This window comes from Halobacteriovorax sp. RT-2-6 (assembly GCF_047085025.1).
In the GTDB taxonomy this organism is placed as follows: domain Bacteria; phylum Bdellovibrionota; class Bacteriovoracia; order Bacteriovoracales; family Bacteriovoracaceae; genus Halobacteriovorax_A.
This window is the reverse complement of record NZ_JBKIYH010000001.1, coordinates 1,236,212-1,261,482: the sequence shown is the minus strand read 5'-3', so window position 1 is coordinate 1,261,482 and position 25,271 is coordinate 1,236,212. Positions and strand designations below refer to the sequence as shown.

At 36.4% G+C, this 25,271-nt stretch carries 30 protein-coding genes; 13 read left to right on the top strand and 17 right to left on the bottom strand.

Annotated features, from left to right (window positions below):
- The first annotated feature begins 6 nt into the window (after positions 1–6).
- A complete protein-coding gene (locus ACMAYS_RS05955; protein ID WP_103216436.1) occupies positions 7–849 on the top strand; it encodes a LysR family transcriptional regulator in 843 nt (280 codons plus the stop codon).
- Here ACMAYS_RS05955 and rlmN (ACMAYS_RS05950) read toward each other — a convergent pair whose 3' ends face one another.
- On the bottom strand, positions 850–1,890 hold the full coding sequence (gene rlmN, locus ACMAYS_RS05950) for a 23S rRNA (adenine(2503)-C(2))-methyltransferase RlmN (RefSeq protein WP_392990985.1): 1,041 nt from the start codon (positions 1,888–1,890) through the stop codon (positions 850–852).
- Positions 1,891–1,941: 51 nt separating this feature from the next.
- On the opposite strand from rlmN (ACMAYS_RS05950), the gene ACMAYS_RS05945 reads away from it, so the two are divergent.
- Entirely contained in the window at positions 1,942–2,715 is a 774-nt protein-coding gene (locus tag ACMAYS_RS05945) for a dienelactone hydrolase family protein (protein WP_103216438.1), read from the top strand.
- Between the two features lie 51 nt (positions 2,716–2,766).
- Here ACMAYS_RS05945 and ACMAYS_RS05940 read toward each other — a convergent pair whose 3' ends face one another.
- Entirely contained in the window at positions 2,767–4,020 is a 1,254-nt protein-coding gene (locus ACMAYS_RS05940; RefSeq protein WP_412462934.1) for a hypothetical protein, read from the bottom strand.
- 113 nt (positions 4,021–4,133) lie between these two features.
- Here ACMAYS_RS05940 and ACMAYS_RS05935 point away from each other — a divergent pair, with 113 nt between their 5' ends.
- On the top strand, positions 4,134–4,520 hold the full coding sequence (locus ACMAYS_RS05935; RefSeq protein WP_103216440.1) for a thiol-disulfide oxidoreductase DCC family protein: 387 nt from the start codon (positions 4,134–4,136) through the stop codon (positions 4,518–4,520).
- Here the strand turns inward: ACMAYS_RS05935 and rlmN (ACMAYS_RS05930) are convergent.
- Together rlmN (ACMAYS_RS05930) and ACMAYS_RS05925 are read right to left on the bottom strand one after the other, a co-directional pair.
- Positions 4,500–5,498, bottom strand: a complete 999-nt coding sequence (gene rlmN / locus ACMAYS_RS05930; protein WP_412463092.1) for a 23S rRNA (adenine(2503)-C(2))-methyltransferase RlmN — start codon at positions 5,496–5,498, stop codon at positions 4,500–4,502. The two genes, ACMAYS_RS05935 and rlmN (ACMAYS_RS05930), sit on opposite strands and share 21 nt — an antisense overlap.
- Before the next feature lie 44 nt (positions 5,499–5,542).
- On the bottom strand, positions 5,543–5,902 hold the full coding sequence (locus tag ACMAYS_RS05925) for a hypothetical protein (protein ID WP_392990989.1): 360 nt from the start codon (positions 5,900–5,902) through the stop codon (positions 5,543–5,545).
- Positions 5,903–5,953: 51 nt separating this feature from the next.
- Between ACMAYS_RS05925 and ACMAYS_RS05920 the strand changes: the two genes are divergently transcribed.
- The 3 genes from ACMAYS_RS05920 (at position 5,954) to ACMAYS_RS05910 (ending at position 8,961) form a co-directional block, all read left to right on the top strand.
- On the top strand, positions 5,954–6,826 hold the full coding sequence (locus ACMAYS_RS05920) for an RsmB/NOP family class I SAM-dependent RNA methyltransferase (protein WP_158246759.1): 873 nt from the start codon (positions 5,954–5,956) through the stop codon (positions 6,824–6,826).
- Positions 6,827–6,832: 6 nt separating this feature from the next.
- Positions 6,833–7,210 (top strand): Kazal-type serine protease inhibitor family protein, encoded by a 378-nt coding sequence (locus ACMAYS_RS05915; RefSeq protein ID WP_103216444.1) that lies wholly within the window; start codon positions 6,833–6,835, stop codon positions 7,208–7,210.
- 158 nt (positions 7,211–7,368) lie between these two features.
- Complete coding sequence (locus tag ACMAYS_RS05910) at positions 7,369–8,961, top strand: methyl-accepting chemotaxis protein (protein ID WP_412462933.1); 1,593 nt, start codon at positions 7,369–7,371, stop codon at positions 8,959–8,961.
- 7 nt (positions 8,962–8,968) lie between these two features.
- On the opposite strand, the gene ACMAYS_RS05905 is transcribed toward ACMAYS_RS05910, so the two are convergent.
- Genes ACMAYS_RS05905 through ACMAYS_RS05890 form a run of 4 tightly spaced genes read right to left on the bottom strand, consistent with a single transcriptional unit; the run spans position 8,969 to position 12,080 of the window.
- Positions 8,969–9,769 (bottom strand): ABC transporter permease, encoded by an 801-nt coding sequence (locus tag ACMAYS_RS05905; protein WP_103216446.1) that lies wholly within the window; start codon positions 9,767–9,769, stop codon positions 8,969–8,971.
- Positions 9,769–10,566, bottom strand: a complete 798-nt coding sequence (locus tag ACMAYS_RS05900) for an ABC transporter permease (RefSeq protein WP_412462932.1) — start codon at positions 10,564–10,566, stop codon at positions 9,769–9,771. The genes ACMAYS_RS05905 and ACMAYS_RS05900 overlap by 1 nt, the downstream gene beginning before the upstream one ends.
- Positions 10,559–11,551 carry an ATP-binding cassette domain-containing protein gene (locus ACMAYS_RS05895; protein ID WP_412462931.1) on the bottom strand — a complete coding sequence of 331 codons (993 nt, stop codon included), beginning with the start codon at positions 11,549–11,551 and terminating at the stop codon, positions 10,559–10,561. The genes ACMAYS_RS05900 and ACMAYS_RS05895 overlap by 8 nt, the downstream gene beginning before the upstream one ends.
- 7 nt (positions 11,552–11,558) lie before the next feature.
- Complete coding sequence (locus ACMAYS_RS05890; RefSeq protein WP_103216449.1) at positions 11,559–12,080, bottom strand: TrmH family RNA methyltransferase; 522 nt, start codon at positions 12,078–12,080, stop codon at positions 11,559–11,561.
- 37 nt (positions 12,081–12,117) lie between these two features.
- Between ACMAYS_RS05890 and msrA the strand changes: the two genes are divergently transcribed.
- Positions 12,118–12,597: a peptide-methionine (S)-S-oxide reductase MsrA gene (gene msrA / locus ACMAYS_RS05885; protein ID WP_412462930.1), complete on the top strand. Its 480-nt coding sequence runs from the start codon at positions 12,118–12,120 to the stop codon at positions 12,595–12,597.
- Positions 12,598–12,836: 239 nt separating this feature from the next.
- A complete protein-coding gene (locus tag ACMAYS_RS05880; protein ID WP_103216451.1) occupies positions 12,837–13,091 on the top strand; it encodes a hypothetical protein in 255 nt (84 codons plus the stop codon).
- Between the two features lie 12 nt (positions 13,092–13,103).
- On the opposite strand, the gene ACMAYS_RS05875 is transcribed toward ACMAYS_RS05880, so the two are convergent.
- On the bottom strand, positions 13,104–14,060 hold the full coding sequence (locus ACMAYS_RS05875; RefSeq protein WP_392990997.1) for a DMT family transporter: 957 nt from the start codon (positions 14,058–14,060) through the stop codon (positions 13,104–13,106).
- Positions 14,061–14,329: 269 nt separating this feature from the next.
- Between ACMAYS_RS05875 and ACMAYS_RS05870 the strand changes: the two genes are divergently transcribed.
- The gene (locus tag ACMAYS_RS05870; RefSeq protein ID WP_103216453.1) at positions 14,330–14,584 is read left to right on the top strand and encodes a hypothetical protein; all 255 of its coding nucleotides are present in this window, start codon (positions 14,330–14,332) and stop codon (positions 14,582–14,584) included.
- Between the two features lie 34 nt (positions 14,585–14,618).
- On the opposite strand, the gene ACMAYS_RS05865 is transcribed toward ACMAYS_RS05870, so the two are convergent.
- A complete protein-coding gene (locus tag ACMAYS_RS05865) occupies positions 14,619–16,622 on the bottom strand; it encodes a urocanate hydratase (RefSeq protein WP_412462929.1) in 2,004 nt (667 codons plus the stop codon).
- A gap of 163 nt (positions 16,623–16,785) precedes the next feature.
- Here ACMAYS_RS05865 and ACMAYS_RS05860 point away from each other — a divergent pair, with 163 nt between their 5' ends.
- Positions 16,786–17,259: a CarD family transcriptional regulator gene (locus ACMAYS_RS05860; RefSeq protein ID WP_103216455.1), complete on the top strand. Its 474-nt coding sequence runs from the start codon at positions 16,786–16,788 to the stop codon at positions 17,257–17,259.
- 2 nt (positions 17,260–17,261) lie between these two features.
- Here ACMAYS_RS05860 and ACMAYS_RS05855 read toward each other — a convergent pair whose 3' ends face one another.
- On the bottom strand, positions 17,262–18,137 hold the full coding sequence (locus ACMAYS_RS05855; RefSeq protein ID WP_103216456.1) for a trypsin-like serine peptidase: 876 nt from the start codon (positions 18,135–18,137) through the stop codon (positions 17,262–17,264).
- 190 nt (positions 18,138–18,327) lie between these two features.
- On the opposite strand from ACMAYS_RS05855, the gene ACMAYS_RS05850 reads away from it, so the two are divergent.
- Positions 18,328–19,617, top strand: a complete 1,290-nt coding sequence (locus tag ACMAYS_RS05850; RefSeq protein ID WP_103216457.1) for a hypothetical protein — start codon at positions 18,328–18,330, stop codon at positions 19,615–19,617.
- Positions 19,610–20,080, top strand: a complete 471-nt coding sequence (locus ACMAYS_RS05845) for a hypothetical protein (protein WP_103216458.1) — start codon at positions 19,610–19,612, stop codon at positions 20,078–20,080. The genes ACMAYS_RS05850 and ACMAYS_RS05845 overlap by 8 nt, the downstream gene beginning before the upstream one ends.
- Before the next feature lie 35 nt (positions 20,081–20,115).
- On the opposite strand, the gene ACMAYS_RS05840 is transcribed toward ACMAYS_RS05845, so the two are convergent.
- The 6 genes from ACMAYS_RS05840 to ACMAYS_RS05815 form a co-directional block, all read right to left on the bottom strand.
- Entirely contained in the window at positions 20,116–20,619 is a 504-nt protein-coding gene (locus ACMAYS_RS05840) for an NADPH-dependent FMN reductase (protein ID WP_103216459.1), read from the bottom strand.
- Between the two features lie 16 nt (positions 20,620–20,635).
- A complete protein-coding gene (locus ACMAYS_RS05835) occupies positions 20,636–21,619 on the bottom strand; it encodes a succinylglutamate desuccinylase (RefSeq protein WP_412462928.1) in 984 nt (327 codons plus the stop codon).
- Between the two features lie 8 nt (positions 21,620–21,627).
- Entirely contained in the window at positions 21,628–22,848 is a 1,221-nt protein-coding gene (gene ilvA / locus ACMAYS_RS05830) for a threonine ammonia-lyase (protein WP_412462927.1), read from the bottom strand.
- A gap of 9 nt (positions 22,849–22,857) precedes the next feature.
- Positions 22,858–23,376 (bottom strand): FxsA family protein, encoded by a 519-nt coding sequence (locus ACMAYS_RS05825; protein ID WP_103216462.1) that lies wholly within the window; start codon positions 23,374–23,376, stop codon positions 22,858–22,860.
- 103 nt (positions 23,377–23,479) lie between these two features.
- Positions 23,480–24,229, bottom strand: a complete 750-nt coding sequence (locus ACMAYS_RS05820; RefSeq protein WP_392991008.1) for an SH3 domain-containing protein — start codon at positions 24,227–24,229, stop codon at positions 23,480–23,482.
- A 51-nt stretch (positions 24,230–24,280) separates the two neighbouring features.
- Positions 24,281–24,700: a TerB family tellurite resistance protein gene (locus ACMAYS_RS05815; protein ID WP_158246760.1), complete on the bottom strand. Its 420-nt coding sequence runs from the start codon at positions 24,698–24,700 to the stop codon at positions 24,281–24,283.
- A gap of 204 nt (positions 24,701–24,904) precedes the next feature.
- On the opposite strand from ACMAYS_RS05815, the gene clpS reads away from it, so the two are divergent.
- Positions 24,905–25,261: an ATP-dependent Clp protease adapter ClpS gene (gene clpS / locus ACMAYS_RS05810; RefSeq protein ID WP_255407607.1), complete on the top strand. Its 357-nt coding sequence runs from the start codon at positions 24,905–24,907 to the stop codon at positions 25,259–25,261.
- Positions 25,262–25,271: the final 10 nt, after the last annotated feature.

Genomic DNA, 25,271 nt, shown 5'->3' with positions numbered 1-25,271 from the left:
TATCGAATGTCTTTGAAATTAGATGACTTAAGAAATTTTCTTATTGTTTCCAAGCTTAAGAATGTCACTAGAGCTTCAGAACAACTTGGGTTAACACAACCGGCATTAAGTTATTCAATTAAAAGATTAGAAGAGGAACTTGGTGCTCCTGTTTTTATTCGACTTAAAAGCGGAATTGAACTTACTAAATTTGGTGAAGAATTTCATCATCGTGCAAATAAGCTTTTACAAGACTGGCAAGATGCTAAGAATATCTTTAATCAAGAAGGTGGAGAAATTATTGGAGAGTTCAAGGTTGGTATTCATCCTTCAGTTGCAATATATTCTCTCCCTCATATTCTCCCATCGATATACGAGAAGTATCCTCGTTTAAATTTCAATTTAATTCACGATTCTTCACGCATCATTACTGGAAAAGTTATTGATTTTGAAGTTGATTTTGGAATTGTCGTTAATCCTATTAAACATCCAGACCTTATTATTAATGAGATGGGTCTCGATGAGGTTAAGCTTTTTGAGTCGAGCCGACCAAAAAGAAAAAATAATAAATTAATTTTTAATCCTCAATTAGCACAAAGTCAGGACTTACTAAGAAAGCTTAAAAATGACTCGATTGAAATCGATGGTCATGTTGAAAGCGATAACTTAGAAGTTATCGCTAAGCTCACAAATGAAGGGTTTGGTATTGGTCTTCTTCCAAGTCGTGTCGCCTCTAATTATAAGAACCTCGTTCCTGTAAATAACTCACCGATAGTTAAGGACCAAATTGCGTTAGTTTATCGAGTAGAGAAGAAGAACTCTTTGCTTGTTAAGGATATTCTTGCACTTGTTAAAGACTCGCTAATCTAATTACGATGGAAGATTAAGTTTTTCGTATTGTGTTTTCAGTTGGCCACAAGCCGCTAGAATATCATCACCCTTAGTTTCTCTAACTGTACAAGTAAGACCTGCAGCTTGAAGTGATCTTTGAAACCATTCAATATGTTCATCACTTGGGCGTTTAAACTTACTTTCAGGATATTCATTAAATGGAATAATATTAATCTTTGATTCCTTCTTCGGAAGGTTTTCTATCAACCCATCAATATCTTCTTGCGTATCATTAAGATCTTTAATTAAGAGGTACTCATACATTATACGACGAGAGTTCTTAACTGGAATTGATCTTAGTGCCTCAAGAAGATCATCAACTTGGTAGCGTTTATTAATTGGCATCAGCTCACTACGTAGATTATTTCTAATAGCATGTAGTGAGATAGCAACGTTTACATCTGGTAGTTCTTCCCATTGTTTGATCTTTGGTACAAGCCCAGATGTCGAAATTGTCACCTTATGTTTACTTAGTGCAATACCTAGTGGATCAGTTAATAGATAGCAGGCCTTCTTCACATTCTCGAAGTTATGAAGTGGTTCACCTTGACCCATAAAAACAATATTAGAAATCTGATATTTTGGATCGACATTCTCTTGCATCCATTTAGAGACAGTTAAAAATTGTCCGACTATTTCAGATGTTTGCAGATGTCTTGTTAGGCCTTGTGTGGCCGTATGACAAAATGTACAACCAATGGCACAACCAACTTGAGAAGAAATACACAGAGTCGATCTAAGACGCTTGTCGTTTTCACTCTCAATAAGAACCGCTTCAATTGAGTTCTTATCACCTAAACCAAGAAGAAACTTACGTGTTCCGTCCTTCGAAAGTCCCTGCCAAAGAATTTTTAGCAGTGATAGGTCATATTCTTTTGCCTTTTCTCTAACTACACGTGGAGCATTCTCCCAGGTGTCAGGATTAAAATTTAACTTTTTATAGACCCACTTTCCCATGATTTTTGCTTCATCATATGGGAAACTTTCTAAAGTTAAATTATATAGGCTTGTTTTTGTCATAATGCATAATTATCTGATTGCGTTGTGGCAGTCAATATTTTAGGAGGAAAAATGAGAATTTTACTGCCAATTTTTATGATGATGGGCTTTGTAAGCTGTTCATCTGTTACAACGGAGAATGTTGATTACACAGTAGGGGATAAGACTTTTAAGGGCTATATGGCCCTGACTGGAAATGAGAATGATAAGAGACCTGGAATAGTCGTTGTTCATGAATGGTGGGGACATAATGAATATGCTCGTAAGCGAGCAGATCAACTTGCTGAGCTTGGCTACAATGCTATTGCACTGGATATGTATGGAGATGGAAAACAGGCAAATCATCCTAAGGATGCAATGAAATTTGCTACTGAAGCTTTTAAAGATCCAACTCTTCTAAAGGCCAAATTTAATAAGGCCATGGAGCTTTTAAAAGAGCAGCCAAGTGTCGATGCTGAACGAATTGGAGCGATCGGTTACTGCTTTGGTGGTGCTGTGGTTCTTTTCAATGCTACCCAAGGGGCAGACTTGAAGGGAGTTGTCTCTTTTCACGGCTCGTTAGGTGGGATTAAAAAAGTCACAAAGAACTCAAAGGCAAAGCTACTTGTAATAAATGGTGCAGATGATCCGTTAGTGTCAAAAGACGATATCGCTAATTTTAAGAAGGTTATAAGAAGATCGCAGCTTCCTATGAGATTTGTGAACCTACCAGGTGCGACTCATGCCTTCACGAATCCTAAGGCCACTGAGAATGGGAAGAAATTTAATCTTCCATTGGCCTATAATGAAAAAGCAGATAAAGAGTCTTGGGAATTAATGAGAGAGTTTCTACAAAATACACTTTAAATAAAAAAGGCCGCTGATTGAGCGGCCTTTATATTTTTTTCTTTTTACTACTTATTCACAAGCTGGAATTTCTATCCAAAATCTATCAGCGTGGTATCCATCCAAAGTATAGTCTTCAAAGCTAAATTGTCTTGTTAGCTTCTCATCAATTTTGATTGTTTTCCAATTTGTTGTCACGGCGTTGTCACAATCAAGTGCGACATTTGCAAGATCAAGAGTTGAAAGGAATTTGTTCTTAAGTGGTAAGTTTACCTTACAAGCTTGGAAGCTTCCTTTTTCACCTTCTGTTGCACAAGTCGTTGCTTTTTCAGTTGCTAGAACCATTAGATTTGAATCTTTTCTAAAGATTGTAATATCTTGAGTATTTGCATCAAAAGCTGTCCCATTATTAACAAGGGCATTTTTTAGAGTCTTTTTTAGGCTGTTAATTTTATCTCCAAGCTTATGAAGATCACAAGCAGCTGGAGTATTAGCGTTAAACTTAGTTTGACATGCAAAGTTTTCAGCAACTGCAACACCATCTCTATCACTCACTTTTGTTCCAAAATCTGCATCACCTTCGATTTTACCATGAAGCATACCAGCAACTTTTCCATCAACTAGAACTGGAGAACCAGTTGAGTTCCAATCAATTGCACAATTTGAAAGGACAAAGTTCTTAGAATCTTTTGATCCGTTAATTGTTGTTAGAAGTGAATCTGTAAGTCCATTACACTCTTTCTTTGCTCTCGTGTATTTACCTTCTGATAAAGCATAGTTAATTTCAAAACCTTTTTTAAAGCTTGTAAGTTCAAAGATTTGGTTCTTTCCACCAAAGTTAATACCTTCATTAGTTGTTTCAAGAAATCCAACTTTTGACTTTTGCTTTGTTGAGATTAGAGCAATTTCAGAATATTTTTGATTTTCAATTGATGAGCAAGTATATGTGAAACCTTTAAGGTCTTTGAAAGCAACTGCCGAACAAGCTGAGTCAAGCCAGTCAGAGTACGACTGATCTTTTTGCTTGCTTGGAAGACATTTCTTTGCTGTCGCAATTAAGTTTTCACCAACAAAGAAAGCTGCACATGTTTGAAGTTTTCCACGATTTAATTTACCCATAAGTAGGACTTGATCAATACATCCATTTTTTGAAAATCTGTCACAAACAAAGTTTGCATTTGAAACTTCTGAAGCAACAGCATCACCTTTTAGGCCTTGACTGTTAATAGTTGGTCCCTTGTCGTCATAAATACTTGAACGATTCCCACATGACGTAAGATTTAAAAGGGTAATGGCACTAACACCAAGAAGTAGAATTTTCTTCATAGATTGCTCTCTCGATAATAGGGTAAAAGTTGGCAAAATCTAACATACTTAATATGAACAATGTAGTTCTAACTCAGCAAATATAATTTTTACAATTTGGCAGATGGTGTAGAATGGATAGTATGAATATCATCTTCATCGACGGTAAGTGCTTAATATGTAATAGGCTCGTCAAGTTTATTTATCGAATTGACCACAAGAAAAAGGTCAAATTCTGTAATTTACAGGACCCAAAGGCCTTGAATTATCTTCAACAAGATTTTGTTAAGAATCTGTCGACAGTAGTTTTTTATCAAAATGGTAAGCTTTCTACTAAGTCGGATGCGGTCATTGCTGTGATGGATGTGCTTGGCCATGGGTATTTCAATCTATTTAAGATCGTTCCCAAGGTGATAAGAAATTGGCTATATGAACTAGTTGCTAAAAATCGATATCGAATTGGTGAGGAAATGGATACTTGTCCAATTCCTGATATTGAATTAGCTAAGCGTTTCTTGTGATGTTAATTGGCCACAAGCTGCTAGAATATCATCGCCCTTAGTTGTGCGAATCATTGCATGAAACCCCAACTCCATAAGCCCAGCTTTAAATTCTTCGACTGCTGCCATCTCTGGCCTCTTATAGGGTGCACCTGGAAATTCATTAAAAGGAATTAGATTGAAAATTACAGGCATATCTTTTAATAGCCTTCCAATTTCTTCAACGTGTTTTCTCGTATGATTTAAGTCGCGAATAATTAAATATTCAAAAGTTAGAAATTGTCGCTTCATGAGCTTTATAGACTTAAGCTCTTTGATGAGGTCCGCAATAGGGTAGGCTTTATTTAATGGAATAAGCTCATTTCTTTCTTCATTAAATGGAGAGTGAAAGCTTAGGGCAAAGTTAACACTTCCTAATTCACTAAATCTTTTAATTCCCGGAAGATAGCCGGCCGTTGAAAGAGTAATTTGCCTTGGACCTAGTCCCATGCCCTCTGTGGTTTTTAGAATCTCAATGGCATCTGCAACATTATCAATATTATGAAGAGGCTCTCCTTGACCCATAAAAACAATATTAGGAGCTGCTTGGTGGCCCTCAAATTTCTCTTTGATATAGGCATATGCTTGTATGTATTGCAGAATAATTTCTTTCTTTTCTAAAGAGCGTGTTAGTCCTTGAGTTCCAGTAAAGCAGAATGAACACTTCATTGCACAACCAACTTGTGAAGAGAGGCAAAGAGTATACTTCTTTTGAAAAGGGACACAGACTGTTTCAACTGTGCGCCCATCGCTTAACTTGAATAAGAGCTTAACTGTTTTATCATCAACTGATTCTTGAATTTTGGCGATCTCAAGAAAATCAAAGCAGTACTTTTTTTCTAATAACGAATAAAGCTTTTGTGGTAATCCAGAAATTTCTTCAAAGGATTTTGCACCGTGCTTATAGATCTGAGTATAGATCGTTTGAGCATGAACTTTTGTGAATCCATGCTCTGTGATGAAGTCTTCTAGACTTGAAAGTGGAGTAGAAAAAAATGATTCTATTAGATCATCCCCATTTTCTTTGCTTGTTCCATCATTTGTTCACGCTGCTCTGGAGACATGTTTTGAATCATATCTTGCATTTTTTGTAGCTCTTCTGGTGACATTTGAGACATCATCTCTTGTGCCTTAGCGTACATATCTTGTTGATTTTCAAATTTTTGCATTGAAAAGACGATCTTTTCTGGACCGATTTCACTGTCGATCATTTTCTTTTCTCTTAATTCTTCGAGAACTTTATTAAGGCTTAAACCTTTATTATCTGCAACTTCATACATTTTTTCAGTTGGAAGTGAGACTTTCTTTTCAGGGAAGCCATTGGCACTTAAATTTTTGATAATTTGATCAATAAATTTTTCCATTTCACGATCCTTTACTTTGCTGTTTAGGCCTTATTTAGTAACATGATGCGCATGAAAAACCAAGCTGCACCAACGAAAGGCCCAGAGGGCTTTGAATATTTTTACTCACAAATGTGGGGCCAGAGATGGCCTTCATTAAAGGACTCTTTCACAAAGAAAGAGGAAAAGGCCTATCGTCGTAATATTTGGTTTGAAGGTGATTTTATTGATTCCGATGAAATCATTGCAGGTGTTTATGCTAATGGCGAAGTGAGTGAAAATCAGCAAATTAAATCCCACTATATCATGGATGCTGCTAGCGTTATCGTTGCTCGTAATCTAAATCCAACTCCGGGATCCAAAGTTCTTGATATGTGTGCGGCCCCTGGAGGTAAGAGTTTAGTTCTTTTTGAAGAAATGCAAGGAAAGGGACATCTTGTTTTAAATGAGCTTTCTCGAAATCGAAAAGAGCGCCTACGCCGTGTTATTTCAGAGTATGTGCCAGAAGAGATGAGGGATGTCATTGATATTCGCGGCTTTGATGGCAATAAGTATGGCCTAAACCTAAAAGATGAATTCGATTTTGTTCTTCTCGATGCACCATGCTCCGGAGAGCGTCATACTTTAAATGATCAAAAATATCTCAATATGTGGTCTAAGAAGAGAACAAAGAATCTTGCGGCCACTCAATACTCGCTTCTGTGTTCGGCCCTTTTGACCCTTAAAAGTGGTGGTGAAGTTCTGTATTCAACATGTTCTATATCTAGTCTTGAAAATGATGAAGTTATAGCTAAGGTTCTTAAAAAAAGAGCTGACCAAGTTGAGCTTGTTCAAGAACTAAATACTTTCGGTTTTGGAGAAAAAACTGAATATGGTACAATATTTCTACCGGATGCGAAGGGAGAAATAGGTCCTTTGTATATGTGTAAACTTCGAAAAAAGTAGGTAGATATGAAATTCTTTTTAGCGATTGTTCTAACAATTAATAGTTACGCGTTTAAGTGTACAAAAGAATTTAGTCCTGTTTGCGGGAATGGGAAGACTTACTCAAATCGTTGTATGGCACAAGCATCAGGGGCCACTGAAATCTCTGACGGTGCATGTGATAATAAAGAAAATAAGACTACAAATAAAAAACAACTAAGGCCCGACGCTACTTCTCCGATGAAGCCTCATCATCCACAGGGGAAAGCACCATGTATCTGTCCGATGATTTGGATGCCAGTGTGTGGAGTTGATGGAAAGACTTACGGTAGTGCTTGCAACGCAAATTGCCAAAAAGTGCAAATAAAACATCAAGGCGCGTGCGAAAAAATTGAGTCCCACTAATTTTACTTTTGTTTTTTTTAATTTTTTTTTATTGTCTAAATAGTTAGAATTCAACATATCCAATTCTATTTATTTTTATTCTGTATAGGTTTAGTTTAAATGCTAAACTTTAATTAAACTTGCCTCTGTACGATACTTCAAGTGGTTATGGAGGATAAATGAAGAATAAGAATTTTAAAGTTAAGTTAATTCTACTATGTTTCTTTTTATCAGTTGTCAGTATTGTTATAAGTACTGTTTCTTACTTCGGTGTAAGTGAATTGAGTGAGCAATCAAGCTTCTTTAGCGAGAATATTATTCCTCGAAATTCATTACTAAGTGAAATGGACGTTAGTTATCAGAAAACGCGAATTCAAGTTAGAACTCTTGGGCTTGAGGACTTGGATCGAAGAAATAGAGAAAGCGCTATTTCTAACACTTTAAAGATGATTGATAATTATGAATTAGCAGCTAATAAACTAAGTCGTCTTATTTCTAATGCAGAAGAACAAAAAATATTTAATGAACTTCAAGTGCAGTGGAATGACTTCAAGAAAGTTGGTGGTAGAGCAGTTGAACTTGCAAAGATTAATAACGAGAAGGCGAGATCTGAACTTCAAGAAATTTTCTTAATTCACTGTCCAGAAGCTGCTGAAAATTACCAAAGAGTTTTAGATAAATACAATGAACGACTGTCTAAAGAAGTTCTCACTTCCGCATCAGTGGTTAGTTCAACAGCTCGTAGCTTACAAATTACATTAGTCGTCGTTTCTTTTATTGGAATTATCCTTGGCTTCTCTATCGGTGTTGCTTATGCATCTAATATATCGCAAAAAATAAAGGCAACGATCACTGCTCTAACTAATACATCTCGATCACTGACAAAGAGTGCAAAGAGTATTGCATCGACATCTAATGAACTATCGCTATCTAGTGAAAGACAAGATTCATCATTACAAGAATCTTCAAGCTCTCTAGAAGAGATTAGTTCTATGGTCAGGATGACTGCTGATAATGCTAAGGTTTCAAATAATTTAGCACAGGAGAGTTTAGGTAAGGCAGCAGTCGGTAAGAAAATTGTTAAGAAAATGATTCATTCTATGAATGGTATTGATAGTGATATTGATGTGATGGTTGGTGAATTTACGGATAACAATAAGAAGATGCTTCATATCGTTGAGTTAATTAATCGCATTGAGGAAAGAACTCAAATTATTAATGATATCGTTTTTCAAACAAAGCTTTTATCTTTTAATGCTTCAGTTGAAGCTGCAAGGGCAGGAGAAGCTGGAAAAGGGTTTGCCGTAGTTGCTGAAGAAGTTGGTAAATTGGCCCAAATGAGTGGAAATGCTTCAATTGAAATCTCAGATATGGTTAGCACAAGTGTTAATGAAGTAAACTCAATTGTTGAAGAGTCTAATATGAGGCTTACTGATCTTGTTCAAAAAGTTAGAAATAGTGTGACTTCTGGCTCTGAGGTAGCAAATCAGTGTGGGCAAATTCTTGAAGAAATTGTCGATAGTGTTGAGAATGTTACTAACTCAATTACGGAAATTACTACTGCAACATATGAGCAATCAAAGGGGATTTCTGAGTTACAAAATTCAATTTCAAATATCGATGTCTCTTCTAAGTCAAATACTGGAATTGCTAAAGGAGCATCAAATATCGCAGATCAGCTTTTAAATGAAGTTAGCTTTGTGAATCGTTCAATTGGAGAGATCGAGCTTGTCTTCTTGGGTGAAGAAAGTGAAAGAAGACAAGCTGCTTAAATATGGCCTATGAAGAAGCCGAGTCGTAGACTTGAAGTCCACGTTCCCAAAGCTTTAACAAGATAAACCAAAATACACCAGTGGCAACTACCATTAAAAGTAGGTAGTGCCACTTACTCATATCTAGTAAGAAATGAATAGGGGCCGAGCCTACAAGTAAAATTGGAACAAGAGTTGAAAAGACTCTCTTCGTTGCGGCACCATATATCAGATCTGGCCAACGCGAAAGTTGCTGCATCTGCATTCTAAAGAAGTTAATACCTACACCCTCTACCAACCAAAACATTGCACAGCTTATGACAAACTCGACAACTGCCAGTAGGGCCAAAGATAGGATTAACAGCAGAGGAACTAATAACCACTGAAAAAGAGAGAAATTGTTTATATTTGCATAATAACTAAATACTACAATTGCAGGAATTAAAGTCGGAATTGAGGAAGGCCTTACATTCCTAAAGAAGACACTAAAGATAGAACTTAGTGGCCTTAAGATTGTGTAGTCTAGCTGACCTGATTTTAAATCATCGCTAAAGCGCCAAAAATTCTGACTTAAAATAATCATGTGGAAGCCATCAACTAATAAGACATATGAGAGAAAGAGCATGAATTGGTTTCGATTCCAACCCATGACCATATCCACGTGATCAAAAATAAAATCAACAGTGAAGTAAGCCGAACCAAAGAACATAAGATCCATCATAACCATAAGAACAAAGCTCGTACGAAAGCTCATGGCCACGGCAGTACTTGTAGAAATAAATTTCTTATATACTGAAAGATAGTGTTTAATTTCCGAACTAAAACTCATTACATCCCCGCCGCTGTGTAAAGTTTAATCCCACGACGCCACGTTAATGCACTGATAACACTAACAAGGATTAGCCATGGAGATAGGACACTAAAAAAAGTTGCATAGCTTACGGCCTCTCCCATGAAAACCTTAATTGGATAGTAAGTTAGATAGGGAAATGGTGTATACATAAGGATTTCTCTAAAGAAGTCCGGATATAGTTCTAGCGGAATAATTGCACCTGATAAGAAAACTGTGATCATCTGAAGCATAACTCTCAATATCCATGTTTCTTCTAACCAAAATGCCATAACACCCGTTAAGTATTGTAGCGAGAACCAAAAGAGGCTTACAAAAAGACAAACTCCAACACCATTTAGTAGTGTCGGTAAGTCGACACTTGGTAAAATACCAATTACCGAAAACAAGAATATTGCAAAACCTGTTACAAATAATTGAATAATTTGAAAGCCAATAAATGAAGCGGTATGAAACTCCCAAAAATTAAAAGGGTAGATTAGATATGTTGAAATCCTTCCCATTCGAATATCAAGGGCCAAATTAAGTGCAGTATGACCTTGGGCAAGTTGTGAAACCACAAAGGCCCAGACGTGGTACGTAAGCATCGCCTTAAGCGTATAGCCCTTAATTGTATCACTTCCTGTACTTTCAAAAATTGCCGTCCACAAGTTGTATTTGATAAAGAGAAACACCAGTGCCGGTCCAATTATTTGGAGGAAGAAATTTAGGCGGTATGCCGTGTACTTTACAATGGAGATCTTAATGGTTTGCCACCATTTTATAAGATTAGACATTACTTAGAATCTCCGGATTCTCCATGATCTTCTTCATTACTTTCTCAATTGGAAGTTTTTCCGTATGAAAATCAACAACTGGATATTTTGAAAGAATTGCCGCAGAAATCTCTGAAAGCTCTTCCTTATCAACTCTTAACTCTACACTTGAAGCATTATCTAAGAAGTCGCAATCAAGCTTTGACCAGAACTCTTCTTTTGTATCAATGGCCCTATCAAAGCTGAAGTATACTGATTTCTTATCTCCAAGGATCTTTTCAAGATTCTGAAGAGGGCCATCATATGATTTTTGACCTTTTGAGATTAGAACGAGGTCTTTGCAAAGCGCCTGAACATCGGCCATGTAGTGTGATGTTAGAATAATCGATAGCTCATTTTTTGCGTGATATTCTTTTAAGAAATTTCTCATATTCTCTTGTGCTACTAAATCTAGTCCAATCGTTGGCTCATCTAAGAATAATACTTCTGGTTCATGGAGTAGAGATGCCATTAACTCAAGCTTCATTCTTTCCCCAAGAGAAAGCTTTCTTACGTGAATATGAAATAATTCTGTTACATCTAAAAGCTCACCCATGTAACCAAGCTTCTTTTTGAATTGGTCATCTGGGATTTCATAATACTTTTGAAGTAATTGAAAAGAGTCCATGGCCGGAATGTCCCACCAAAGTTGAGATTTTTGCCCCATAACTAGAGCTATCTTCTTTCTGAACTCTTTGTCACGTTGCCAAGGTTTGTAGCCTGCAATTGTAACTTCTCCGCTTGAGGGAACAATAATTCCCGTAAGCATTTTCATAAGTGTTGTTTTTCCTGCTCCGTTAGGACCAAGTAAGCCTTTAATTTCACCTTTTTCAACTTTGAAGCTAAAGTCATTAACGGCATATTTTGTTATAGGGTTACGATTAAAGAACGATTTAATACTTCCTTTAAATCCTTCTTCTTTTTTATAACTAGTAAATTTCTTTGTGAGGTTATTTGTTTCAATCATTTTTACTTTACTCGCTAGCGTGTTGGTTAGTGTATTCGTACATGACAATACTTGCAGCAATAGAGACGTTTAAAGATTCTGTCATTCCATATTGCTTGATCTTTAGTCTTTCAATTCCAGGCATTTCTTTTAGTGGACCAAATTCTTCATGGCCAAAGATAAAGGCAGACTTCTTAGGAAGTTCACTTTCATTCAAAAATGTCTGTGCATTTGAATCGAGAGTAAGAGGAGTGTAGCCAAGTTCATTAATTCGCTCAATCGAATCTTCAATATTATCATAGAAGAATGTCTTTACTCTTTTGAGTGCACCTTTGGCAATGGTTACATCGAAGAACTTTGTTCCAACAATGTGAACTTCGTGAACACTATAGATCTCACATGACCTGAGTATCTTTCCAATATTAAAGCCACCCTTTAGATGATCTAAAATAATGATGATCTCATGTCGTCCGTGAACGGCCTTTTCTTTTGCTATTTCTAGTTCTTTTTCAAATTTCTTTTCTAAGAATTTTCTTGTTTTCTTGCTCATATGTCGGTTAAATTACGAAATAAATCGGAGGTTTGCAATGAACAATATCGAAGTCGCAGTTTTTGGAGCAGGGTGTTTTTGGGGTGTCGAAGAAACCTTTAGAAAGCTTGCGGGAGTCATTGAAACTGAAGTTGGCTACGCAGGTGGAAAAAGCGACCAAACGACTTATGAAGAAGTCTGTACTGATACAACTGGTCACGCTGAAGTAGTTAAAATTACTTATGATCCATCAATAATAAAGTTTGAAAACCTATTAGATATCTTTTTTAACAATCACAATCCAACAACTCTAAATCGTCAGGGCGTTGATGTTGGATCTCAATACCGTAGTGTGATTTTTTATAGTAACGAAGCACAAAAAGAAGCTGGAGCAAAGGCCATTAAAGAGCTTGAAGAAAGTGGTTGCTTTAAAAATCCAATTGTTACTAAACTCGAATTGTTGAATAATTATGTCGTTGCCGAAGAGTACCACCAAAAGTACTTGAAAAAGAAAGGACTTACGAGTTGTTCGCTATAAATTTACGTGAATTTATAAGTCTATGTTTTTATTGAAGCTGGCATATTACTATGGCACTTTTAAATTACCTAATTCAATAAAATCACTACGATTGACCTCTTTGTTCATATTTTAACTATCTGAAATTAGATCAAATTATTTTTCTCGTTAGAGTTTAGCGAAACCTTTGCATAATAGCTAAATAGCCAAAAGGGTTCCAGAGAGGGTTGCCCCTTGGTTAAATGACGAGGAGAACACAAATGAATATTGAAAACTTTAGAGAGACGTTTATTGCCCATGCAAGAGATGAGATTAAATCAATCGTTTCTCAATCGAAAATTAAAGGCGAGTTTAATTGTAATGTCTTTAATGAAAAATTAGAAATCATTTGGTCAGAGGCACAAATCAATGGCCTCACAGAGGACGAGTTCGCAACTATCGTTGAAGAAGTAATCCCAACTCAAATAGATAACGTTATTTTTCCATTTTCAAACGATATTCCATTAGCGGCTTAAGGTCGTTATTACTTATGCTCGGGTATCGTTGACAACAGACGATGCCCCGGTATTTTCTAATAATTCTTCAGATTCACTTTCATCTTTTTTAATATTAGTAAATTTTGGAACAAGTGCGACAGATATAACAATAACCACCGATCCAGCAATCGCTGTAGGATCTAGCGTTTCCCCAAATAAAATATAACCAAATAAAGCTGCAAAGATTGATTCACTTAAGAAGACTAATCCTACAATGTGAGCAGGGATACTTCTTTGGGCCGTTATTTGCAGCGAGAATGCAATCAAAGAAGAAAAGATCGAAAGTATTAAGAATCCCCATAGTGGTGATGGGAAGTTAAATGGTGAGTTTGTATAAAGAACAGATAAGCTAGTCGGCCCTTCATAGATCAGAGCAAATACTAGGCCCATAAGTCCCATAAAAATACACTGCAGAAAATTGAAGCGAACAGCTTCAACATCATTAGCGTAGCGATCTGTAGCAATAATATGAAGAGAGAAGAAGACTGCCGAAGCAATAACAAAAATATCTCCCATATTAAAATTACTAAAGTCCATTCCGTTCATCATCATAATTCCAAGCATAGAAGTTGATAGTAGAAGCCAGAATGTTTTACGAACTCTTTGACCAAGAAAGAGAACGGAGATAATTGGCGTAATAATAGCGTAGAAAACAGTAAAGAAGCCGGCCTTTGCCATTGTTGTCATGGCAATACCAACAGTTTGGAGCTGAAGGGCCATCATAAGAAGTGCAGAGCAAATTAGACCACCCATAACTTCTTTTTTATTACCCGCTAGTTTTTTGAAATCATTTCTAAAAAATAAAATCACGAAGGCAAATGAACCAGCAAAGATATAGCGTAGCGAATTTGACCAAACAGGAGAATAGTCAGTTAGTGTAAATCGAGTTCCGGCAAAGCCAAGACCCCAGATTGCACAAGCAATACTTAATAAAATGATACCTTTCATGGCCTCAATATAGTTCGCTTTTAAAAAGAACACAATGAAGAGTTTCGACAGATGGACGAGTTCATTAGTTTTTATTTATTGCCAAGGAAAGCTGACAATAATTCACGATAATATCATGTATTTTTATTCATCTGAGTTAAATTAAGTCGTTGAATTTATTGAATTGCATGAATTATTTCTTAGAAATTCAAAATTGCTGCAAAATGGACGAGTAGTAATAAAGTACACGTTACTTTTCTTTGTTACTTACCTTTACGGGGGACGTTCGAATGCAAAAAGACAATTTTAAACAAACTTTTTTAAATGAAACAAGAAATGAGGTGCAAGGGATTTATTTAGAAACAACATCAGACGGAGATTTCAATGCAGACCTTTTTTCTGAAAAATTATCGCCAATTTGGACAGCGGCTTCATTAAATGGCCTAGACGAATTTGAATTTATATCCTTGGTCGAGGATATTATTAATAAAGATGCCCAGGAAATTTACTACCCCTTTAGTTTAAACTACAAAACTGCGGCATAAGAGTAAGCTCCCATAGTGGGAGCTTTTCTTTTTCTTATAATAAAGAATCATCAACTAAATTTGGAAGCGTAACTTTTAAAAGAGGCTCTTTTTCCATAGCTCTCTTAATTGCAAAAGTCGCTCCTTCATTACGGGCCCAACTTCTACGATTAATCCCATTGTTTACATCCCAAAAGAGCATTGACTTGATTCGACGATCGCAATCTTCACTACCATCTAGAACCATTCCAAAACCACCATTGATTACTTCTCCCCATCCAACGCCGCCGCCGTTGTGTAGTGAGATCCAAGTAGCTCCTCTAAAAGAGTCACCAACAAAGTTTTGAACGGCCATATCTGCTGTAAAACGTGAGCCGTCGTAGATATTAGAAGTTTCTCTAAAAGGAGAGTCTGTTCCTGAAACATCGTGGTGGTCACGACCTAGAACAACAGGTGCTTTTAGTTTTCCTTCGCGAAGTGCTTTGTTGAAAGCAAGAGCGATTTCAATTCTTCCATCACTATCAGCATAAAGAATACGTGCTTTTGAGCCAACAACTAGGTCGTTCTCTTTTGCACCTTTAATCCACGTGATATTGTCTTGCATCTGTTGCGTGATTTCACTTGGAGACTCTTGCATTAGTTTTTCTAGAACTTGTGTTGCAAGTTCATCAGTTAGATCAAGATCTTCTTGTGTGCTTGATGTACAAACCCATCTAAATGGTCCAAAGCCGTAATCAAAGCACATTGGCCCCATAATATCTTGAACATATGATGGATACTTGAAGTCTTCAGTGCTTCCTTCTTTCATAATATCAGCACCTGCGCGAGATGCTTCTAGTAAGAATGCATTTCCATAATCGAAGAAGTACATTCCTTTATCCGCAAGTTTGTTAACAGCGTTTACGTGTCTCACTAAACTTTTTTGAACCTCTTTCTTAAATTGTTCAGGGTTACTTGCCATCATCTCATTTGATTCTTCAAATGAAAGATCCGCTGGGTAGTAACCACCGGCCCATGGATTGTGAAGAGAAGTTTGGTCAGAACCAATGTCAATATGCAGATCACTTTCTGCAATCTTCTCCCATAGGTTAATAATATTACCCTGGTAAGCAAGAGAGACAGCTTCTTTATTTTCTTGAGCTTTCTTAATGCGAGCAATGATTTCGTCTAGGTCAGTGAAAACTTCATCAACCCATCCTTGCTCATGTCTTGTTTTAACTGCTTTTGGATTTACTTCAGCAACGACACCAATACAACCTGCAATAACCGCAGCTTTTGGTTGTGCTCCCGACATTCCACCAAGTCCTGCTGTAACAAAAACTTTTCCGGCCGTTTCAGTAATAGCTTCTTTGGAAATTTTTCTTAGAGCATTGAGTACAGTAATTGTTGTTCCGTGAACAATTCCTTGTGGCCCAATATACATGAATGACCCAGCAGTCATTTGTCCGTATTGAGTTACTCCTAATGCATTAAACTTTTCCCAGTCATCTGGCTTAGAGTAATTAGGAATCATCATCCCGTTTGTGACAACAACTCTTGGTGCATCTTTGTGCGATGGAAATAATCCTGCTGGATGACCAGAGTAGAGAACAAGCGTTTGTTCATCAGTCATTGTTGCAAGGTATTGCATCGTTAATAGATATTGTGCCCAGTTTGAAAAAACGCCGCCGTTTCCACCATAAGTAATTAACTCGTGCGGGTGTTGAGCAACAGCGTAATCAAGGTTATTTGAAAGCATCAGCATAATGGCCGCTGCTTGTTTTGACTTATGTGGATATTCTTCAATTGAGCGTGCGTGAATTTTATAATCAGGGCGGTATCGATACATATAGATACGGCCGTATTTTTCTAATTCTTCTTTAAATTCTGGAAGTAGTTCAGCATGAAGCTCACTTGGAAAATAGCGAAGTGCATTTCTTAACGCTAGCTTTTCTTCTTCTTGAGATAGAATTTGTTTACGTTTTGGAGCGTGGTTAATATCCTCTTCATATTTCTTATATTTTGGTAAAGTCTTAGGAATACCCTCTAATATAGCTTCTTTAAAACTATTAGTACTCATTCTTAAATCCCCTTTAAATAAAGTATTTTAGAAGGTTTATACCACCAATGTAATGAAGTAAAAAGGATTGAGCGTCAATTGACGCTGCTTATTAACGAATAGATTGCCTTCAAGAAATTCTAACTTACTTGTGCTATAATACATATCTAACGAAAGGGGATTTATGCCAAAATTAGAAATAGGACAAGAGGTAGTATCGATTAACTTTGGAGTTGGCGTAATTACTGAAATCAAGGATATGAGCGGTTCAGAATTTTATATTATTGAATCATCTCAAGGTCGTTCAACAACAATGATTCCAACTGTTAAGAAGGATGCGTTTAGACCATTGAGTAGTCCAACAGAATTAGAAGAAACTCTCGATAAGCTTTCGCAAGACAGAGAGATTAGGCAGTTTGATTCTAAAAAGGATCGAATTAATTTCTTTAAATCAAATATTCAAAAGCAAGATATTGAAACGTTCATTGATAATATCCAACAATTACTTCAGATAACGGACAAAGGCTCGGCCGAATCAAAGTATTTAGAAATGCTTTTAGAGAATTTAACTGTGGAAGTTGGGGCAGTCTTTAACGAAGATATCAACCAAGCAAAAGAACGAGTGAACTCTTGCTTGGATGGTAAATTTAGTTTTTAAAATTAGTCTTGAACTGGATCTCTTAAGAATAGAATTCTTGTGATTCTGAAAACGTCTTCTCCACCGCAACCGTTCATGTGACAGTTGTTTGCTTCGTAGCACTGTTTTCTTGGATTATAGTTATAATCTTGATCACCACGAACAAGGATTCCTTCAACAAGACCTGTCTTTTCATTGAATACTGCTGAACCAGAGTTTCCAGAAAAAGTATCTAGGTTAGTTGAAAAGCTAAACCATTCATTTGCCTTGCGAACAAATGCACCATCAGCAACTTTTGATGGTAGACCAGAAGGGTGACCGATAACATATACTTGTTCACCTTTTTGGATTTCATCTCTTTTACGATATTCAAGAGGCTTGCGATCAGTTACTTCACGATTAAGTTCGATAACAGCAAAGTCTTCACCACTTGTGCGTCCAAGTCTTTGAGCAACAATTCTCTTACAGCTATAAACATTTTTTTCTAGAATTGTTCTAGCATCATCTTTTGGAGATTTTTTTGAATAATCGAATACCCAAAAGTTATCATAACAGTCTGCTTTTGAAGTCATACAGTGACCAGCAGTTACAACATATTGCTTATTATCTTTTTCTACTAGAAAGCCTGAACAGTCAGCAACATCAACTTGCTTATTAAATCTCTCACCATCACATAATTCAATTTTTGAATCATCAGCAAGGTAAGTGTTTTCAGTCTTTTTTGTTAATTTAGACTTAGGGATCATCGCTAAAGTAGACATTTGAGCATCTAATTTGTTTTGATCCGTTACTTCGAATTGATCAAGGCGATTATCTTCACCGTAAACAACTTTATCAATGGCCATCGTTGAAAAGTTAACAGTAAAAACAGCAGCTAGCAGGGCAAGTGAAAAGTTCATTTATTTATCCTTATTATGTGAGTGGCGCATTAAATCAATGACACATTAAAAAGTACAGAAAAGGGCCCTCAATAAAAAATTACAAATCCTTACATTATATGTAAATTATTTATGCTTGCTTATAACTATTTAAAATTACGTCTAAAGTTCAATGGACGAGAAGCCGATAAGTCCTTGAGATGAGAGACTTATGAAGAAAAATACAATTTTAACTTTTATATTTTTAGCTACCTTAAATACATCATGTCAGTTAACGAGTGGTGATTTTTTAAGTGGAAAGGCACAGGGAATGGCAAAGAGAGTCTCACGTGAAAGTGATATCCTTGATGTTGTAGACGATGTCGTGCGTGAAGAAGAAGGCCAGGGTGTTAATGAAGACCTACGTGGCCTCACTGATAATTATACAAACTTTCCAACTTCTTACGATATTACAGATTACATCAATGGCAATGTCAGTGCACTAGGAACACAGTGTGCAATGACTGATCATGAGCGAGAGTGGTCATTTGTTAAAAGTGTTGGAACAGGATCTATTGGAGCACGTAAAGTCTTGGCAACGATTTATCAGTCATGTGAGCCAATTGATACAGTTATTGATTCGCGCACTCCTAGCTTAAGTGGTGTTTCAACTCAAGAAGCGACTTTCAGCGATGGAACAGATTTTAAGCAAAGAGTTGTTCATGATGTAGGAGCAATGGTTCGTTCTCATGAGGTTTTAAGAAAACTTGATGAAGACCCAGGCTATCCTGGTGAGGGTTGTATTGATGCAACTAAGGTTCCACCTGTTTACGGTTATGGCTCACGTAAAGGACTGCGCAGTAATGAGATTAACCTGTTCACTCGAGGCCAAGGGGTATCAAGAGAAGGTGCTAGGGCATCAGGAATTGATTGTTCAGAATTCATCTCAGCAGCATATGCAGCAGAGGGGCTTAAGTTTACTAGTAACGATAGAGACTATCGTTCACTAACGACAACTTCTTTGCATGATACTGTTAGAAGTAAGAACTCATGTATTAAGCCGGTTAAGTTTAAATTACCATATTCAATTCGATCAGGTGATATCATTAATGTGAAGGGGAGCCACGTAATTATGGTTGATACGATTGGGGAAGACCCTCTGGCCATTAGAAAGTTTTCTGAACTCGGTCGATGTGATGATATTACAATCAGTGACTTTAATTTCACTTATATTCATAGTGGGGCCTTAAAGAATTATGGCCCGGCAAGAGTTGATGCAAGAACTCATGCAACTCATCGTTCGACTATGTTTGCTAATTTAAGAGCACAAGCAGTTGCCTCATGTAAGGCGATTTTATCTGAACAAGAATATTCAAATGAGATGATGTCTGGACGTTTTAGTATTTTAAGACATAATTCTGAAGACGCTGCATGCTACTATGATGAACCGGCAAAACTTAAAGGTGAGAGCTGTATTAATCAGTGTCTTCAAGACAAATTAAAAGAGGCAAAAAATGTTTAGGTTATTATTTGCTACATTTATATTAGCTCAATTTGCTTTTGCTAACGATATTTGTCCATCTAATAAGGATGTTAAAAAGGTCGCAGCGCAATTAGTAGAGATTGAGATGAGCGGTATCAGGTTAATAGATGGTGCTAAAGATGATTGTCTGAAATCAAAGTATCAAAAATATTATCGTTTCAATAAAGACCCTGATTACGATGCGCCAAAATCATTACAATATTTGGCCACGTCAGAAAAAGCAATAAAGATTTCAGATGTGAAGCTTATTGATAAAGATGTTCATGCATATGAAGCAAATTACTCTGTTAATGTGGAAGATTTAAAAGGGAAGAAGAGTGTCGTGAAAGATAGCATTCGCTTCTACATTAATGTCTCAAAAAGAGCACAGCAAGGTGATGGTTGTGCGTCAGTCATAGAGCCTGCAAAGAAACTAATTTTATTAAAATCATGTAAGAAATAAAAAGCTCCTTTCGGAGCTTTTTGTTTATCAGAAATTTAAGCAAGCTTTACTAGGCTAGCTAGTGCATCTCTTGCACCATCTTCATTTAATTGTTTACTGTAGTTTGTTAGAAGTTTACGTCCAACAATATGTAGACCAATAAATGACAGTTGATTTTGCATTGCCTGAATAACGTATTGACCACCGCCACCAGAGTGAGTTCCTAATACTGCTGGCTTATCAACAAATGCCTCACGCCAAGATTCACCACCTGAGCGAGATATCCATGCAATTGCATTAATAAATGAAGGAGTAACTGATCCATTGTACTCCGGAGTTAAGAAAACAAATCCTTTTGCAGCGATAAATTTATCAGTAAGCTTTACACCGTCGGCCGGGATTCCATTCTTTTCTTCTTCAGCTGTATATAGAGGTAACTTATAGTCACTTAGTTTTACGATTTCAAATGACTTCCCCGTTTCTTGTGCTAGCTCAAGAATCTTATCTGCCATCTTAAGGTTCATTCCGTCACTTGAAGTGACGATTAAAAAATCACTCATTTTCTCTCCTGATTCGTTATTCTAATTCTTTTATAAGTAATAATGCTCTTTGCCCTAAGATAACCTTAGAGTTTGGAAAAATCATTCGTAAATTGTCTTCCGGAGCTTTGTACTCTTCGTTATTTTGGGTAAAAATATGATGTCCTTTTTTAAAAGGCGTAAAATTTGCGCTCTCTTCTTCATCAAATGTGAATCTAAAGTCATCATATTCTTTATTGATTGATTCATAGATTGAAAAAGCTTTAGGAAAAGGTTTCTGCACGAGTTCTTTTGAACTTAAGAGCTTTTCAATAGTTTCTTGTGCTGCTTTAAATTTACCTGCTGGATTTTTGCCAAAAGGATACACTTTTCCAAGTTCAACTGTTGCACTAAAAGCATTGAATTTTTCGAAAGTAAACGAACTAAAGACCGTCGACTCTTTATGTGAAAATAGAGATGCTTCAACTTCCATATTGGCCAGGGCCAGATTAAACTCTTCATCTCGTTTACGATCTTTAGACTTTGGCACTAATGCAAAGCGCTCCATTTCACTCTTCTTTAAGGCGCAATGTAAGTCAAAGTGAAAGAGCTGTTTTTGTTTATACTTGGCTACAAATTGATAGCAACGTTGCTCAATCACATTGGCTCTTCTTACTTCATAATTATCAGATAATTTCTTATAGGCTCCGTTAAAGCAGCGATTTAGATTATATTCACTAAAACGCTCACCAATATTCATTGCTCTCGGATTACCAAAGATAATAAGAGTAGGGGAAGTAAGTACGAGCTCGTCATTGTATATTTTCTCTAATATCTCATTCGTAAATTCGATAGGGGCCGTTTCATTTCCGTGAATTCCACATGAAATAATATAAGTATCATCTGTCTCAATAGACTTTGGTGTAACTTCAATAATACCCGTGTCATGAATTTCAAATTCACTAAATTTAGAATTAAATGATTTTGGCGCAAGTCCATTTTCATTTTTTCGAGTAAGCTTTAAGAAATTTAATTCATTCATTAGAATTCCTAGACTCTCTTTGCACTAAAGCCCATTGAGGTTAGTTCATCAACAATTTCTTTTATATGAAGATGCCCTCTGGTTTCTAGTGAAAACTCAACTTCTGTTTCTCCAAGTACACTAGTCGTAAATGCTCTATTGTGGTGAATTTCAAGAATATTAGCTTGTTTAGAACCAATAATATTAGAAATTTTAGCAATTGTTCCTGGCGTATCTGGAACATTGACAATAATCGAACATGAGCGTCCAGAAGTTATAAGACCTCTTTCGATAATTCGATCTAAGATATTTAAATCAATATTTCCGCCGCTTACGACGAGGACAACTGTTTTACCTTTAATATCCTTGAATTGATCATATAAAAGAGCCGCTACTGAAGTTGCACCAGCACCTTCGCAAAGAACCTTCTCATACTCAAGGAGTGTAACAATAGCATGTGAAATTTCGGTTTCTTTAACCGTTACAATTTCATCTACATATTTTTTTACAGTATTAAATGTATTTTCAAGAACTGTCGTTACAGCAATACCATCAGCAATTGTTTTTCTCTTATCAATTGTAACAATTTTATCTTGTTCAATTGATGTTTTCATTGCTGGCATTTCAACTGCTTCAACGCCCACAATTTTTGCTCGGCTACCACTTTCTTTAAGGGCGGTTGAGATTCCCGAGATAAGGCCACCTCCACCAATTGGAATGGCTACAAGATCAACATCTGGTAGTTCATCAAAAATCTCTAAACCGATAGTTCCTTGACCTGCGATAATATCTTTATCATTGAAAGGGTGGATGAAGACCTGGCCGGATTCTCTTTGAATCTCCAAGGCTTTTTGATAAGCATCATCATAGAAATTTCCGTGTAAGATAACCTCAGCACCAAATTTCTTTGTTCCTTGAATTTTTGCAAGAGGAGTGGACTCTGGCATAACAATTGTTGCTTGAATCCCAAGCTGCTTTGCCGCAAGAGCAACACCTTGAGCATGATTTCCTGCTGAAGATGCGATGACTCCCTTATCTTTTTCCTCTTTTGTAAGCTTAGAAAGACGATTAAGGGCCCCTCTGATTTTATAGGCTCCAGTTAACTGTAGATTTTCTAGCTTTAAATAAACCCGGCAATCAAACTTCTCACTTAAAGTTGTCGAGTAGGTTAGTGGTGTTTTTATAATACGATTTTCAATTGCAAGTCTTGCATCTTGAATATCACTTAGCGTTACATTGGTTGTTGTCATAAGGAGATCTTACTTCTTTTCGTAATCAACTTCAAATGTGTTCTCATCAATTTGAATAGGGCCATTTTTAGTCCCCTCATGACGGGCCTGAGCATTATAGGCGTTGCCAGAATATGACGAGAAACCACCACCATTTTTAAATGAATAGAATTGAACATTGCCACTTTCGATTGAACTCATAAAGAACTTCTTTAGGTAGATCAGCCAAAGATGGCGAGTTAACGGAAGTACCATTGAAAGACCTAGAACATCTGTTAAAAAACCCGGAGTTAAGAGCAGTAGTCCACCTCCAAAAACAAGTAGTCCATGGATAAAACTATTTGCTGGAACTCGCCCCTGAGAAAGTTCTCCTTGAATTTTTGCGAGAAGGGCCGCTCCTTGTGACTTCGCTAGTGCTGCTCCAATTACACCTGTAATCAGAACGAGTAGAAAAGTATTTCCTCCACCAATTTGACCACCTATCGAAAAGAGTAGGTAAATCTCAATTGCTGGAATAACTGTGAATAACATTACTAATATTGGAAACATGGTACCTCATTTATTTTTGTGTACCTATAAGATGGGATGAAAGAAATTATTGTCAAGGTTGGGAATTTCGAAAGCTCGAAATTCCCTTGTTATCTTATTGAAATTAAATAGATTTTAAGTTTTTTGAATCGTAAACCCAACCTTTATGAGTTGAGCCTTTAAGATAATTTTTGAATTCAATTTGAACCCAATCACCATCAGTTTTTATGATTTCTACGCGTGTATTTGGTGCGACAACCTCTAGTTTTTCACCTTTTGTGCTTGGGATTGCTCTAAGGTTAAGATACTTAACTGGCGTATGATATTTTTTTTCAACAGCTGCTACTACTGGCTTAACTATCTCTTTGGTAATAACTTGTGTCTTTGGTTCAGACTTAAAGATCATTGCACTAACCAATAGCGAAGTCGCAATGATTGAAGCCGCTATATAAAGGGGCTTTTGATCTTTTTGGCGATTTGAAGAATCAGCTTCTTGAGCTGGCTTCATCTCAATTTGCTCACGAACATTCTTTTGATTAATGATAATAGATTGAAGAAGCGACTCAAGTCTTTCAAATTTTTCATTTACTTCTTTTGTTTCGAATCTTCTTTCTAGGTCTTCGATCTTTTTATAGAGATTATCTTTCTTATCTTCTCTATTTATATTAGCTACATGAGTTTCAACATCTGAAGCGATTACCGTTTGTGTTGTGGATTGTAATAGATTAGAAATAGGGCCACTTGATGCTTTCTTCTCATTCTTTTCAAGCAGGCTTGAAAAGTTGAAATTCCCTTGAAAATCATCATTCATAAATTGTGCGGCTTTTTTTAACGAGTTTTCTAGATTTCTCTTAGAATCAACACTCTCTTTCATTAAACTTCCTTGTCATAAATTTTAATTACTTAAAGAGTGTAGAGAATAGTTTTAAACTTGAAAAGTTTTTAAATACTCTTTCACATCCGCTTGCGCGCTTAAGAAATATTTCTTTTCTAGAACGAGTGCATTGGCAATATAGCTAATCTCATTTGATTCAACATTATCAACTTCACCGTCAGCTGCAGCAATTGCAAAGAGGGCCTTTAGGACTTGGTAGCGCTCTTGTTGAGACATGATATCCACAAGAGGCTTACAGTAACTTCTCGTATCAAGGCCCGAGAGCTCTTTCATTTTTTCAATTGAGTATTCAGTTATTAACTCAGCTTCTTGCGAGTTTAATTGAGTCATTCCTGTAATGATCTTTTGCATTTTCGTTTTCTCACTCTGACTAACGTGAAAATCAGAGTAGGCAATACGAGCAAGTAATCCACAAATACAAGATATAATAACTTTCCTTTCATCGTTCATTGTAGGAAATTTCTTATTTAAATAGGAATGTATCTGATTAATCGAATTTGATTCGTGATCGGCCTTCAGAGATTTGAAAAATTCGAAGAAGTTCATTATGGACCTTTTTTAGAGATTTTCAGTCGTATATACCTTGTAAAGAGTAACACAGATAGGCGATAATGGAAAAAAAGAAAATAAATTTAGCAAAGTCGAGGAAGTAATTTGAATAAGTTTGAAGTTGGCGATATTGACATTAGAAAAATGAATACCATCTTTAGTACACAAGAGGATGGTGATGTAGCACTAGAAGATAAAGTAAAGGTAAAGAAGCCTTCAAAATATCATGTCATCCTACATAATGATGACTATACGACAATGGAGTTTGTCATTTGGGTATTGATGCATGTCTTTAACAGGAGTCAAGAAGAGGCCATGAAGATAATGTTAGATGTCCACAATAATGGTCGAGGAGTATGTGGAACCTACTCATACGAGGTTGCTGAGACAAAGATGAATAAGGTTATGTCAGAAGCAAAGAAAGAGGGTCACCCACTGCTTTGTACTGTTGAGCCTGAATAGGCACAGGAGA